This window comes from Cellvibrio mixtus subsp. mixtus J3-8, from assembly GCF_000766945.1.
GTDB classification, from domain to species: domain Bacteria; phylum Pseudomonadota; class Gammaproteobacteria; order Pseudomonadales; family Cellvibrionaceae; genus Cellvibrio; species Cellvibrio mixtus_A.
The window spans coordinates 187,468-200,435 of the sequence record NZ_KN266209.1 but is presented as its reverse complement, the minus strand read 5'-3'; the positions used below and the strand labels follow the sequence as shown (position 1 = coordinate 200,435).

Genomic DNA, 12,968 nt, shown 5'->3' with positions numbered 1-12,968 from the left:
TGTGATTCGATTCGAAAATGTAAGCAAGCGCTACGATACGGGCTATGAAGCCCTGGCGCGCGTGGATTTTGAAGTGGAAGCGGGGGAGATGCTGTTCCTGACGGGCCACTCGGGTGCTGGAAAAAGCACCCTGATGAAAATGATCTTGTTGATGGAGCAGCCGTCCCACGGCAATGTTTTTGTGGATGGCCATCACCTGGCTCATATGCCTAAGGGCCAATTACCCTATTTTCGTCGCAATATCGGTGTGGTATTCCAGAATCACCAGCTGCTATTTGATCGCACAGTTTACGATAACGTTGCATTGCCGTTGCAGGTTGCCGGTTACCCGCACCAGGAAATCGGCAAGCGTGTGCGTGCGGCGCTGGATAAGGTCGACCTACTCGATAAAGAACGCAGCAATCCCATTATGCTTTCCGGTGGCGAACAGCAGCGGGTTGGTATCGCCCGCGCTGTTGTCAACAAGCCTACCTTATTGCTGGCGGATGAGCCGACCGGTAACCTCGATCCGGAATTATCCAATGAGATCATGACGTTATTCCGCCAGTTCAACGAAGTTGGCACAACTGTTATGGTTGCCACACATGATGTGGAGTTGCTCAAACGAATGAACAAACGCGTGCTCGGCCTGGTACAGGGCAAGCTGGTACATGACGGGGTACTCTGGTGAAACCACAACGACCGAAACCCGAGCGCCGCCCGAATCGCATGGGTGCGACAGTTAATCGTAGTGAGCGTGCTGTGCGCGAACCTGTGCGTCCGGACCCTCGTCCAGTTGCCAGAAGCCAGGGGGCCGTCCAAAGCAAAACCTCATGGCGCGATAAGCTGGATGCCTGGAGTGCCCATCACAGCAATTCAGCCATTGAAAGTTTATTGCGCCTGCTGGAAACCCCGCTGCAAAGCCTGATGACCTGGTTGGTGATTGCTATTGCCGTTGCTCTTCCCGCTGCGCTATTTGTGATGTTTAACAATGTGCAGCAAGTTGGCCAAACCTGGCAGGACTCCAGTCAGATTTCGGTCTTCCTTAAAAAAGACGTAACACTCAATCAGGGGCAGGATCTGCGTGGCCGATGGGCACAGCGGCCCGATGTTGCCCAGGCAACCTACGTCTCTTCAGAGCAGGCACTGGAGGAGTTCAAACGTGGTTCTGGTCTGGGGGAATTGGCCAATCATCTTGATGAAAATCCCTTGCCTGCGGTGATTCTGATCAAACCAAAGATTGGTGGTAATGCCCCCGACGTCCTCAATTCGCTCCAGCAAGCACTCATCGCAGACCCTTTGGTGGCCGATGTTCGTCTGGACATGCTATGGGTTAAACGCCTCCATCAATTCATCACCGTTGCCGAGCGCTTTGTGATGGCCCTGGCGGGCTTGCTTGCCTTGGGGGTCCTGCTGGTAATCGGTAATACCATCCGTATGGCGATTGAAAACCGTCGCGATGAAATTTTGGTGGTCAAACTGGTCGGTGCGACTGACGCCTATGTTCGCCGCCCGTTTCTTTATACGGGTCTTTGGTACGGTGTGGGCGGCGGAATTGTAGCGGCAATTTTGTTGGCGATCGGTTTCTGGTGGCTGTCCGCGCCAGTAACACAATTAGCTGATTTGTATCAAAGTACGTTTCGTTTGCAAGGATTGAATTTTATCGAAAGCTTGCAGTTAATCCTGATTGCGGGAATTACGGGCCTTTTGGGAGCCTGGATTGCAGTTGCGCGTCATCTTTACTTGATTCAGCCACGTTAATCCCCATAGTGGATGGGTTGTGAGGTGGTGCAAAATCCCCGTCAAGTGAACTTTTTCGGTGCTGGCGGAACAAATAATCAGGTGTTACACTCGGGCCACACTGTTACTGGAGGTAATCATGAGCACAAGCACAAGTCTGCAACCTATCGGCATACTCGCCCCTGGTGCAAACCTGAATGCCTATGTTCAAGCGGTTAGCAACTTTTCCATCCTCACTGTAGAAGAGGAACAAGAACTGGCGCGTGACCTGCACCACAATGGCAACCTTGATGCTGCGCGCAAGCTGGTGATGGCACACTTGCGTTTTGTGGTTCATATCGCCCGTTCTTACAATGGTTATGGTTTGCCCTTGGGTGATTTGGTTCAGGAAGGCAATGTCGGTCTTATGAAAGCGGTGAAACGCTTTGACCCTGATAAAGGTGTTCGCCTGGTATCATTTGCCGTTCACTGGATCAAAGCCGAAATCCACGAGTTTATTCTGCGTAACTGGCGTATTGTAAAAATCGCTACCACTAAAGCACAACGCAAGTTGTTCTTTAATCTGCGCGGTGCCAAAAAGCGTCTCGCATGGTTGAGCAATGACGAGGCACAGGCGGTAGCGCATGATTTGGGTGTTGATGTTAAACAAGTGCGCGAGATGGAAGGCCGTCTGGCTTCTTACGACGCCGGCTTTGATGCAGGCGAAGATGACGAAGATGATAGTTACGTAGCGCCAGCCCATTATCTGGAAGACAACCGTTACGATCCGGCATTGCGTCTGGAAGAGTCTAACTGGGAAGAATCCAACGTTAATGGTTTGGAAAAAGCCCTTGAAAAGCTTGATGATCGCAGTCGCGTGATTTTGCAGCGTCGTTGGTTGAATGATGATAAGGCAACCCTGCATGATTTGGCGGCTGAATATGGTGTTTCTGCTGAACGTATTCGCCAGTTGGAAAAAAATGCCATGAATAAAGTAAAAACCATGATGCTTGAAGCCTGATAGCTGTATATGGTTTACGTAAAAAGCCGCGCCTAGCGCGGCTTTTTTATTGCTGAGTTTTCCGAGGATTCGTGATGGCGCGTATTTTTATTGCAATCGCTGCAATTAGCGGCTTTTTCTCCGTCGTTATCGGTGCTTTTGCCGCGCATGGGCTCAAAAAAATGCTAACACCGGGGATGATTGATGTAGTGAAAACGGGTGTGCAATACCAGATGTACCATGCATTGGCTTTACTAATCGTTGCTTGCTTATTGCGGTATAAACCTTCTACATCGGGGTTAAAAGCTAGCGGCTGGGCCTTTATACTGGGCAGTCTGATGTTCAGTGGCAGTCTGTATGCGTTGGCGTTGGGTGGTCCGCGTTGGTTAGGGCCGATAACTCCGCTCGGCGGGCTGTGTTTTCTAGTGGGTTGGGCTTTGCTGGCAATTGTGGGCTGGCGCACCAAACCCGAATCCTGATATTTCCTTCATTATTGGTTTCTATGTCTGAGCTTCCCGAATTAACTCCCGACCTTGAGGACGGTGAGGAAGGCTTTCTTATCAAGCCTCAATTTAAACCCAAGTCCATCCGTAGTTTCGTAATCCGTGCCGGGCGCATCACCCTGGGACAAAAAAATGCTTTTGATAAGTATTGGCCCTCAACGGGCTTAAGTTTGTTTGCGGGAGCGATTAATCCCGAAACTGTCTTTGGTCGCCAGGCGCCGCTGGTATTGGAAATTGGATTTGGTATGGGTGATTCGTTGCTGGAAATGGCAATCAATGAGCCTGATAAAAATTTTATTGGCATCGAAGTACACCCGCCTGGTGTTGGCCGCCTTATCAGCACTGCCAGTCAGCATGGGTTAAGCAATCTGCGTGTATATATGGCTGATGCAATGGATGTACTGGAAGATTGTATTCCCGATGGCTGTATTGATCGGTTGCAGTTGTACTTTCCAGATCCATGGCATAAGAAGAAGCATCATAAGCGCCGGATTGTCCAGCCTGCCTTTATCCAAAAGCTGCGCCCGAAGCTAAAACAGGGTGGCATTTTGCATATGGCGACAGATTGGCAACCCTATGCCGAATATATGCTGGAAGTAATGAATAATGCGACAGGTTTTGTGACGGATTTCGCGGAAACCGGTTTCGCTCCTAGGCCAGATTACCGTCCGGTTACTAAATTTGAAAAACGCGGTGAACGACTCGGTCATGGGGTTTGGGATTTGTTGTTCAAAAAAACAGCGTAAATTGGCATATATCGCTTTAATTTGCTAAGCTAAGCACCTGAAAATAATCATGAAATGGATTTCAGCAGGTGGAACTTAACTGATCATCAATGATCGTATTTTTCGCAGTCTGTGATTCTGCTGAATTAAAAGACAACCAGATTGCTTTCTTGGAACCTCGCTATTTTCAACGGAGACCGAAATGGCCATGAAAAACACACACAAGTTAGTTTTGTCCGCTGTTATTGCTGCACTTTCTGCAGGTGCCAGCGCTGATAACCATAAATTCGAAGTTCACGCCGATTTTGGCCGTACTTTCTTTGAAGAACCACTGGAAGATGCCAATACCTGGGGTTTGGGATTTGGTTTTGTACTGAATGAAAACTGGACCTTGGATGCAGTTGCCAGCCGATACAGTACTGAAACCCAAACCGGTGGTATAGATGCTGATGGCACCCAATACCGTTTGGATGCGTTGTATCACATCAACACTGAAAGTTTGTGGCGTCCTTATGTTGCGTTCGGTGTGGGTGATCAGGAAATTGAGTGGGATAACGATGAATCCCATCGCGATACCCTTTTGAACCTGGGTGCTGGTGTTAAGCGCAATCTGGGCGGTAATTGGGAATTCCGTACTGATGTTCGTGCTTTCAACAGTCTTGACAACGAATACACCGACCTGGCGTTGAACGCTGGTATTAGCTACCTGTTTGGCGGCTCACCGGCACCAGTCAAGGCGGCACCGGCACCAGCTCCTGAACCGGAGAAAGATTCTGACGGTGACGGTGTGCTGGACTCCAAAGACCAATGCCCTGGTACTCCAAAAACTCACAAAGTAGATGCAGTTGGTTGCTCGTTGAAGCTGACAGAGACTGTATCTATCGACCTGAAAATCACTTTCGATACTGCGAAAGCGATCATCAAGCCTGAATTTGAAGGCGAAGTATCCAAACTGGCTACTTTCATGAACCAATACGCTGACACCGTGGTGACTGTTGAGGGTCACACCGATAGCCAGGGTTCAGATGCATATAACCAAAAGCTGTCACAAAGCCGTGCCGACTCGGTTAAAGCCGCATTGATTACCAAGTATGGTATTAGTGCTGACCGCGTCAAAGCAATTGGTTACGGTGAAGCCAAGCCTGTAGCGGATAATGCGAGCGCATCTGGTCGTGAGCAAAACCGTCGTGTAGTAGGTCAAGTATCTACCGCAGTGACCAAGACTGAAACCAAGTAATTTTTGGGATCAATAAGTCTTAAAAAGCCCGGCCATAGTGCCGGGCTTTTTATTGCCTTTAATTTTTATTAATCATCTCAAGATAACCCTGGCGAAAATTTTCGTAGCGAAGTTTGTAACCGGTTGAACGCATCAGCTCGTTGTTTAGTTGCTTATTGCCCCGTTCATTAACGGCTTCCCCGGATAAAAAGTCCTTGATGCCGAGTTTGCCGGCTATCCAGCTAACAACGTCCACCATCGGTGTTGGATGGGAATCGGTGGCGATATAAACCGGTGCCAGCGACCCGGTATGTTTAATTAAATGCGCCAGGAAGCACGCGCAATCTTCAGCATGAATACGATTGGTGAAATGCTCACTGGCTGATGCCCGGCCTTGTTTTACTTGTTCGATAAGGCGATTGCGGCCCGGGCCATAAATCCCGCTGAAACGTACGACTGTATTGGTAAAGCCGCTATTGTGGATAATAGCTTCTGCTTCCAATAGCCGTTTACCGGAAAACCCCGTTGGCGCGGTTGGCGAGTTTTCATCTACCCAGGAGCCATCATCTTGTGCATAAACGGCGGTGCTGGAGACAAAAATAATCAATTCCGGTTGCAGATCGAGGGCGTTTAATGCTTCAACCAGATAGCAGCAGGTTTGTACGTAGGCCTGCCTGTATCCTGCATCGCTACGTTCAGCAGGCGTCATGGTTATTACAATGATGTTAAAACCTTCTTCAAGTACAGATTTAAATGCCGAATAATCGCTTGTGTCACAACTGCGATAACGAATATGGAGAGTATCTGGCGGGCAATTGCGACGAATACCGGTAATTTTGTAATCATCATGCTCAAGATATCGAGCCAGTCGCTGGCCGATGTCACCGCAACCGACAATTAATACTTTTTTCATGGATTGCAAATTTTGTGGAACAGATAGGTTATTAGTCATTTGATAAATGCCTTTTATCTGATAGTTTTAGGCTATTCTTGCAAGCTAATGCCCATTGCCTATTGGAGCCGCACCATGACCCTCACTGAACTGCGCTACATAGTTACCCTCGCCCAGGAACAACACTTTGGCCGTGCGGCTGACCGGTGTTATGTCAGCCAGCCAACCCTGAGTATTGCAGTGAAAAAGCTGGAGGATGAGCTGGGCGTAGCGCTGTTTGAGCGCACCAAATCGCGTGTGCAGCCAACACCCTTAGGTGAGCAAATCGTGGCGCAAGCCAATTTGGTGCTGGAACAAACGGCGGCGATCAAAGATCTGGCAGATGCCGGTAAAGACCAGCTCAGCAGCCCCTTGTCGGTTGGCGCGATTTTTACCATTGGCCCTTACTTGTTACCGAAGTTTATTCCCCATTTACAGCAAAAGGCCAGCAAAATGCCGCTTTATGTGGAAGAAGGTTATACCCACAACCTGCGCAAGAAATTACGTAATGGTGAACTTGATGTGATCATTATTGCCCTGCCATTTGAAGAGCCGGATGTAGTCACCCAGGTGTTGTACGAAGAGCGTTTCGTGGTGTTGATGCCCAAAGACCATCCGCTGGCTGCGAAAGAGGCGCTGAATCCTACGGATTTAAATAGCGAGCAATTACTGTTGTTGGGCGAGGGGCATTGCTTCCGTGATCAGGTTTTAACTACCTGTCCTAACCTGCAACATCATGGTGAGCAGTCGGCGAACAATGTACGTACTGCCGCCGAAGGCAGTTCGCTGGAAACTTTACGCCACATGGTGGCATCGGGTTTGGGGCTTACTATCCTGCCGGTTTCCGCGGCGGACAGTTCACTTTACAGTTCTGACGTATTGGTCACACGCCCGTTTACCGAGCCATCGCCCAGCCGTACTGTGGCGCTGGCATGGCGCGCAAGTTTCCCTCGCCATAAGGCGATAGATGCGTTGCGTGAGGCGATTAAAGCCACACGTCACTAAACGTTTCTACACGATAGTATTTGGAAATTCCATGAACGCCGGTATCGCCAGTGGTAAAACCCTGGAGCAAATCCCTGTTACTGCCATGAAAGGGGTTGGTGCCAGTTTGGCTGAAAAACTGGCGAAGATCGGCTTGTTCAGCTTGCAAGATGTGTTATTGCATTTGCCGTTGCGCTATCTGGATCGTACCCGCATCACGCCGATCGGCGCGCTTCAGCCGAACCTCAATGCGGTAATTGAAGCGGAAGTGCGTGCATGTGATGTGGTTTTTGGCAAGCGCCGCAGCCTGGTGTGCAAAGTACAGGATGGTACCGGTACTATCACCTTGCGCTTCTACCATTTCAATAACGCTCAAAAGCAGCGCTTGGTTGCCGGTACACGCTTACGGATTTTCGGCGAGACTCGCCGCGGTGCCTCTGGTTTGGAGATGTACCACCCGGAATATGAATATCTGGATGAAGCGGCGACCTTGCCGCTGGATCAATCCCTTACCCCCATTTATCCTGCGACTGAAGGCTTGACCCAACCGCGCCTGCGCAGCCTTGCCCGGCAGGCGCTAACCTGGCTGGACAAGCATGCCTTGGGCGAATTACTGCCTGAACCGGTGCGTCGTAAACTCAACCAGATACCCTTGTCCGATGCCCTGAAATATCTCCACCAGCCACCGGCCAATGCGAATGTGCAGCTGTTGATAGACGGCGAACACCCCTATCAGCAGCGCCTGGCGTTTGAGGAATTGCTGGCCCATCACCTGAGTTTATTGTTGCTGCGGCGGGAAACCCAGGCAGACGGGGCAACCGGTTTGCATATGAATCCGGCTTTGCAGCACGATTTCCAAAGCCGGTTAGGATTTGCGTTAACCCGTGCGCAACAGCGTGTAGTCGAGGAGATTGTGGCTGATATCGCCAAGCCGGTGCCGATGTTGCGCCTCGTCCAGGGGGATGTAGGATCGGGCAAAACGGTAGTGGCGGCATTGGCGGCAATGGCGGCGGTATCGAGCGGCAAGCAAGCGGCGATTATGGCGCCGACCGAAATCCTCGCCGAACAACACCGGATTAATTTCGGCAAATGGCTGGAGCCCTTGGGTATCAAGGTGGGTTGGCTTACCGGCAAGCTTAAAGTCGCTGAACGGCGCGCCCAGCTAGCTGCCATTGCCAACGGCGAAGCCCAGGTAGTGGTAGGCACCCATGCGCTTTTCCAGGAGGCCGTAGCATTTGCCAATTTGGGGTTGATCGTTATTGACGAGCAACATCGATTTGGCGTGCATCAGCGCCTATCTTTATCTGAAAAAGGTACTATTAGCCGCGAAAACCAGCAGTTCGCAAGCTTGCGGCCACATCAGCTAATCATGACTGCCACCCCTATTCCCCGCACTCTCGCAATGAGTGCTTATGCCGATCTGGATTGTTCAGTGATTGATGAGTTACCACCCGGCCGCACCCCGGTAACTACGGTGGTAATCAGCGACCAGCGCCGCGAGGAGGTGGTTGAACGGGTGCGTCTGGCCTGCGAGCAGGGGCGGCAGGCCTATTGGGTGTGTACCTTGATCGAGGAATCCGAAGCATTGGAAGCCCAGGCTGCCGAAGCAACCGCAACCAGCCTGGCGGAATCCTTGCCGCAATTGCGCATCGGGCTGATTCACGGGCGGTTAAAACCAGTGGAAAAAGAACAGGTGATGGCGGCGTTTAAAGCCAATGAGCTGGATTTACTGGTAGCTACTACGGTGATCGAAGTGGGGGTGGATGTCCCCAATGCCAGCCTGATGATTATCGAAAACCCCGAGCGCCTTGGGTTGGCACAGTTGCATCAGTTACGTGGACGGGTAGGGCGCGGCTCCGCTGCGAGTCACTGTGTATTGCTCTATGGTTCGCCGTTATCGCAAAACAGCCGTGAACGGCTGCGGGTTATGCGCGAAAGCAGCGACGGTTTTTATATTGCCGAGCAGGATTTATTGTTGCGCGGACCCGGTGAAGTATTGGGCACGCGCCAGACAGGCGAGATGCAATTTCGCATCGCTGACCTCCAGCGTGATAGCCACTTGCTGCCTGATGTGAAAGATGCCGCCCTGCTATTGATGAGTGATTACACCGCGTTATGTGATCAGCTGGTTGCACGCTGGTTAGGTCAGAACCATCGTTATTTGCAAGTTTAATAACGCACTGGCACTTATTTCATTGGGTGTATGAGAACTGATCCATTTTTTGGCATATATAGTTGCTTTGTGGTTGCAAATGCCAAGTGTGTGTACAAATCTCGACTATGCTTGGAAAGGTTGGTTAGTAGATAAACCGGCCCCGGGTTTTTGTGTAATTCGGCTATATGAGAATTGCTCTCGCTGCATTACACTCGCGGCAAATGCCGGAGAGAGTCTTATAATCCTATGAGTATCAACCAGTTATATATAACGAGAGGAGTAGGCTGTGTCAGTTCCTACCAGTGTTCAATCCTTGCTCAACAAACAAAACGTACAGTATCAGGTGGCTGAAGTGCCTGTATCCGAGAATGAGCGAGCGCTTTGGCATGACCAGCATCTACGGACGATGAGTGCGGCTAAGTCAGTGATTTTGCAGGACAGTAAAGGGCGGGTGCAGGTAATTTACGCTGCGGACCGCCTGCTCGACCTGAAAGCGGTGAATCGCCAATTAGGGCGCGAACTGCATGCAGCCAGCCCGGCAGATATCCAGAAGTTTTGCAGTTCCCACAACCTCCAATCGATTCCCGCCCTCCCCAAACTCGCCGGATTATTAACCCTGATTGATCGCAGCCTGGTTGAGCGCAGCGAGCTGCTGGCGGACTCCGGGGATGAAAAACAATTACTGCGTTTCAGTCGCGAAGAGTTCCAGCAAATAATGGATGACGCCACTATTTGCGATATCGCCATCCCCCTTGAACCCCTGGAAGCAGATGACACTTCTACCGGAGATACCGACCAGATCCTAGGCGCCGTACGCAATTTTACCCAGTTGCGGGTCAAGCAGCGTTTGGAAGAAACCCTCGAATTGCCGCCCTTATCAGATACAGCCCAGCGCATTATCAAGCTGCGTGTAAATCCGAATGCAGATATCAGTGATCTCGCCCAAATCGTGGAGACTGATCCAAGCCTTGCGGCGCAAGTAGTGAGCTGGGCTGCATCGCCTTACTACTCTGCGCCAGGAAAAATCAAATCCATCCATGACGCCATAGTGCGCGTATTGGGCTTTGATATGGTGCTTAACCTGGCGCTGGGTTTGTCGTTGGGCAAAGCCATGACCATTCCCAAAGAAGGTCCCCATGGTTCCCTGCCGTATTGGCAGCAAGCGGTCTATATGGCGGCGACGATTGAAGGCTTGGTGACGGCAATTCCGCGCGACCATCGCCCCAGTTTTGGTATGGCTTACTTGTGCGGGTTATTGCACAACTTCGGTTACCTGATTATGGCCGAGGTTTTCCCTCCCTATTTTCACAATTACTGCGAGCTGGCAGATGCCAATCCGCACGTGAATCATCAGGCAATAGAGCGTCATTTGCTGGGTGTTACGCGCGAGCAAATGGCGGCAACCCTGATGTCACTTTGGTCAATGCCGGAGGAGGTTGTGGTGGGCTTACGCTACCAAAACAACCCTGATTACCAGGGCGAATACGCCACCTACGCCAAGCTGATTTTTGTAGCGCAGCGTTTACTGCAACAACATAATATTGGCCGTGGCCCCAAGCTGGCGATTCCTATCAACGTATTTGAAGATTTACATCTGGACCCGGAAAAAGCCTATACCACCGTGGCCAATATCATTGAGTCCAGCGATGACTTGAAGCATATTGCGCATGAGTTATCGCCCCACCATTAATAGTTTTTTGCTGTCATCAAAACCCCTTTTTCAAGGGGTTTTGTGTTTCTGGCGAAGTCATTTCCAAGGATTAATTACTGCTTATGAGTCAGTTGTTTAATGCCGCCGATGCTGCGGCGATATTGGTAGAGCGCCGTATTGATGGCGTGCAAGGCGAGCGTTTACCGGTGGTGTGCCGCCCGCAGGATCTGGAACAGGCGTTGGCGATACAAGCCGCCGTGACCGACCAGTGGTGCGACCGGATGGATGACAGTATTGGCGGCTGGAAATGCCTGTTGCCACCGGAGGATAAGCTGGTCATTGGTCCGATCTATACCCGCACTATCGACTCCATCCCACCCGTCAGCCTATGGACTAAAACCGGCCCCGGGGGTGAATGCGCGCGCATCGAACCGGAGCTGGCATTTTTCTTCGGCTGCGATTTACCGCCGCGCCCCGAACCTTATACCCCGGAGGAAGTGGACGCAGCAATCATCCGTACCCATATGGCCCTGGAGTTGATTAACAGCCGTTATGCCGATCCCGTCAGTTGCGGGTTTCCCGAGATGCTGGCGGATGGACTAGTCAACCAAGGCTTGTTTATTGGGCCGGAAGTTGATTCGGCAAGCGCCGCATCGGCCAGCAGCTTTACCATCAAACTCACCTGTGCCAATGGCGAGGTGATCGAGCGCCAGGGCCAGCATCCCAACACCCATCCGCGCGCGCCGCTTTACTGGCTGGCGGAATTCCTGCGCAGTCGCGGCCAGGGCATAGTGGCGGGGCAGGCAGTCATCACCGGCTCTTACGCAGGTGTGCTGGAAGTGCCTTTGAACACTGAAATCACCATCAATTACGCCGGTTTGGGTAGTATGCAAGTGAGTTTTACCGCTAAAAAAGCCGTTTAGCCCGGAGTTGTCTATGAGCGAAGAATCCCTGTTTTATTCCTGCGAAATTCCTGTGCGTTGGGGCGATATGGATGCCTACGGTCATGTGAATAACACGCTCTATTTCCGTTACTTTGAGGAGGCACGTTTCCAGTGGATGCTGGATAAAGGTTTGCCGCTGAAAAGTGACACCCATCCGGTGGTGGTGACGATTGGTTGTACTTTCCTGCGGCCGATTTTTCATCCTGAAACCCTGCGCATTGATGTCTACCTCAGCGAGCCGGGCCGTTCCAGTTTTATGGTCAAGTACAAGGTTTTTACCCTGTCGCAACCGGAAACCCCTGCTGCCGAAGGTTATTCCAAAGTGGTGTGGGTCAGTGCGACGGATGGTAAATCCGTGCCTTTGCCGGATGTGGTTCGCGCGTGGTTTCCAGCGGCGTGATTCCGGTATGGCTGGCCGCCGGAGGCTGGGGACTCCTGGCGTCCAGTGCGCTGGTGATTGGAGCATTGCTGGGCTGGTTTATTGGTTTTTCATCCAAATCCATTGCCCATGTCATGGCTTTTGGCAGCGGTATTTTGGTGGCGGCCCTCGCGTTCGAGTTGGTTGATGAAGCATTGGAACAGGCTGGTATCCTGTGGGTCGCTGGCGGTTTTATGGTGGGTGCGCTGGTGTTTTCATTGATCAATCATCGCCTGAATAGCCCTGGCGTCCGCCATCGCAAACGGTCCCATACCCAACAACCTGCCGCTAACAACACTGGTTTGGCGATTGCCGCCGGCACCTTGCTGGATGGTATCCCCGAATCCATGGCCATTGGCCTGCTGGTCGCCGGTGGAGGCAAACTCAGTATCGCCACCATTGCCGCGATTTTTATCTCCAATATCCCGGAAGCCTTGTCCAGTACTGCCGGGATGCGCCGCGCAGGGCGCAATGGCTGGTTTATGGTGCAGTTGTGGGGTGCAATTACCTTGCTTTCCGGTGTTTTTGCGGTACTCGGGGCGCTCTTCTTTGGCGCTGCACCACCGCACATTAAGGCGTTGATTACCTGTGTTGCGGCTGGTGGTATTTTTGCGATGGTGGTAGAAACCATGATCCCCGAAGCCTTTGCCGAAACCCATGAAATGTCCGGACTGATGGCAGCGTTGGGGTTTGTCGCCGCATTGGCGCTACAGGCTCTGGAGCGCTGAGCCAGTCAAAGCAGC

13 protein-coding genes are annotated in these 12,968 nt (G+C 51.5%); 12 read left to right on the top strand and 1 reads right to left on the bottom strand.

Annotation, left to right across the window (positions count from 1 at the left end):
• The first annotated feature begins 1 nt into the window (after position 1).
• From ftsE to A596_RS14160, 6 genes are all read left to right on the top strand, one after another.
• Positions 2-670, top strand: coding sequence for a cell division ATP-binding protein FtsE (ftsE, locus tag A596_RS14185; RefSeq protein ID WP_039915933.1), 669 nt, complete (start codon positions 2-4; stop codon positions 668-670).
• Positions 667-1,740 (top strand): permease-like cell division protein FtsX, encoded by a 1,074-nt coding sequence (gene ftsX, locus A596_RS14180; protein ID WP_235425736.1) that lies wholly within the window; start codon positions 667-669, stop codon positions 1,738-1,740. The genes ftsE and ftsX overlap by 4 nt, the downstream gene beginning before the upstream one ends.
• A gap of 118 nt (positions 1,741-1,858) precedes the next feature.
• Entirely contained in the window at positions 1,859-2,719 is an 861-nt protein-coding gene (rpoH, locus tag A596_RS14175) for an RNA polymerase sigma factor RpoH (protein ID WP_039915931.1), read from the top strand.
• A 74-nt stretch (positions 2,720-2,793) separates the two neighbouring features.
• Positions 2,794-3,177, top strand: a complete 384-nt coding sequence (locus A596_RS14170) for a DUF423 domain-containing protein (RefSeq protein ID WP_039915929.1) — start codon at positions 2,794-2,796, stop codon at positions 3,175-3,177.
• Between the two features lie 23 nt (positions 3,178-3,200).
• Complete coding sequence (trmB, locus tag A596_RS14165; RefSeq protein ID WP_200882929.1) at positions 3,201-3,947, top strand: tRNA (guanosine(46)-N7)-methyltransferase TrmB; 747 nt, start codon at positions 3,201-3,203, stop codon at positions 3,945-3,947.
• 181 nt (positions 3,948-4,128) lie between these two features.
• Entirely contained in the window at positions 4,129-5,163 is a 1,035-nt protein-coding gene (locus A596_RS14160) for an OmpA family protein (protein ID WP_039915927.1), read from the top strand.
• A gap of 58 nt (positions 5,164-5,221) precedes the next feature.
• Here the strand turns inward: A596_RS14160 and A596_RS14155 are convergent, their stop codons facing one another.
• On the bottom strand, positions 5,222-6,094 hold the full coding sequence (locus A596_RS14155; RefSeq protein ID WP_052417524.1) for an SDR family oxidoreductase: 873 nt from the start codon (positions 6,092-6,094) through the stop codon (positions 5,222-5,224).
• A 75-nt stretch (positions 6,095-6,169) separates the two neighbouring features.
• Between A596_RS14155 and A596_RS14150 the strand changes: the two genes are divergently transcribed.
• From A596_RS14150 to A596_RS14125, 6 genes are all read left to right on the top strand, one after another.
• Positions 6,170-7,078: a hydrogen peroxide-inducible genes activator gene (locus A596_RS14150; RefSeq protein ID WP_039915925.1), complete on the top strand. Its 909-nt coding sequence runs from the start codon at positions 6,170-6,172 to the stop codon at positions 7,076-7,078.
• 31 nt (positions 7,079-7,109) lie between these two features.
• Positions 7,110-9,230, top strand: a complete 2,121-nt coding sequence (gene recG / locus A596_RS14145) for an ATP-dependent DNA helicase RecG (protein ID WP_039915923.1) — start codon at positions 7,110-7,112, stop codon at positions 9,228-9,230.
• A gap of 268 nt (positions 9,231-9,498) precedes the next feature.
• Positions 9,499-10,902 (top strand): HDOD domain-containing protein, encoded by a 1,404-nt coding sequence (locus tag A596_RS14140; RefSeq protein ID WP_039915920.1) that lies wholly within the window; start codon positions 9,499-9,501, stop codon positions 10,900-10,902.
• 83 nt (positions 10,903-10,985) lie between these two features.
• Positions 10,986-11,786 carry a hydratase gene (locus tag A596_RS14135; protein WP_039915919.1) on the top strand — a complete coding sequence of 267 codons (801 nt, stop codon included), beginning with the start codon at positions 10,986-10,988 and terminating at the stop codon, positions 11,784-11,786.
• A gap of 13 nt (positions 11,787-11,799) precedes the next feature.
• On the top strand, positions 11,800-12,207 hold the full coding sequence (locus A596_RS14130) for an acyl-CoA thioesterase (RefSeq protein WP_039915917.1): 408 nt from the start codon (positions 11,800-11,802) through the stop codon (positions 12,205-12,207).
• A complete protein-coding gene (locus A596_RS14125) occupies positions 12,189-12,953 on the top strand; it encodes a ZIP family metal transporter (protein WP_235425735.1) in 765 nt (254 codons plus the stop codon). The genes A596_RS14130 and A596_RS14125 overlap by 19 nt, the downstream gene beginning before the upstream one ends.
• The last annotated feature ends 15 nt before the right edge of the window (positions 12,954-12,968 follow it).

What these genes read in the sequence shown, in the direction of transcription:
- trmB (WP_200882929.1), top strand. Translation starts at nt 3,201, where the DNA reads ATGTCTGAGCTTCCCGAATTAACTCCCGACCTTGAGGACGGTGAGGAA.
- A596_RS14150 (WP_039915925.1), top strand. Translation starts at nt 6,170, where the DNA reads ATGACCCTCACTGAACTGCGCTACATAGTTACCCTCGCCCAGGAACAA.
- A596_RS14155 (WP_052417524.1), bottom strand. Translation starts at nt 6,094, where the DNA reads ATGACTAATAACCTATCTGTTCCACAAAATTTGCAATCCATGAAAAAA.
- A596_RS14170 (WP_039915929.1), top strand. Translation starts at nt 2,794, where the DNA reads ATGGCGCGTATTTTTATTGCAATCGCTGCAATTAGCGGCTTTTTCTCC.
- recG (WP_039915923.1), top strand. Translation starts at nt 7,110, where the DNA reads ATGAACGCCGGTATCGCCAGTGGTAAAACCCTGGAGCAAATCCCTGTT.
- A596_RS14160 (WP_039915927.1), top strand. Translation starts at nt 4,129, where the DNA reads ATGGCCATGAAAAACACACACAAGTTAGTTTTGTCCGCTGTTATTGCT.
- A596_RS14135 (WP_039915919.1), top strand. Translation starts at nt 10,986, where the DNA reads ATGAGTCAGTTGTTTAATGCCGCCGATGCTGCGGCGATATTGGTAGAG.
- A596_RS14130 (WP_039915917.1), top strand. Translation starts at nt 11,800, where the DNA reads ATGAGCGAAGAATCCCTGTTTTATTCCTGCGAAATTCCTGTGCGTTGG.
- rpoH (WP_039915931.1), top strand. Translation starts at nt 1,859, where the DNA reads ATGAGCACAAGCACAAGTCTGCAACCTATCGGCATACTCGCCCCTGGT.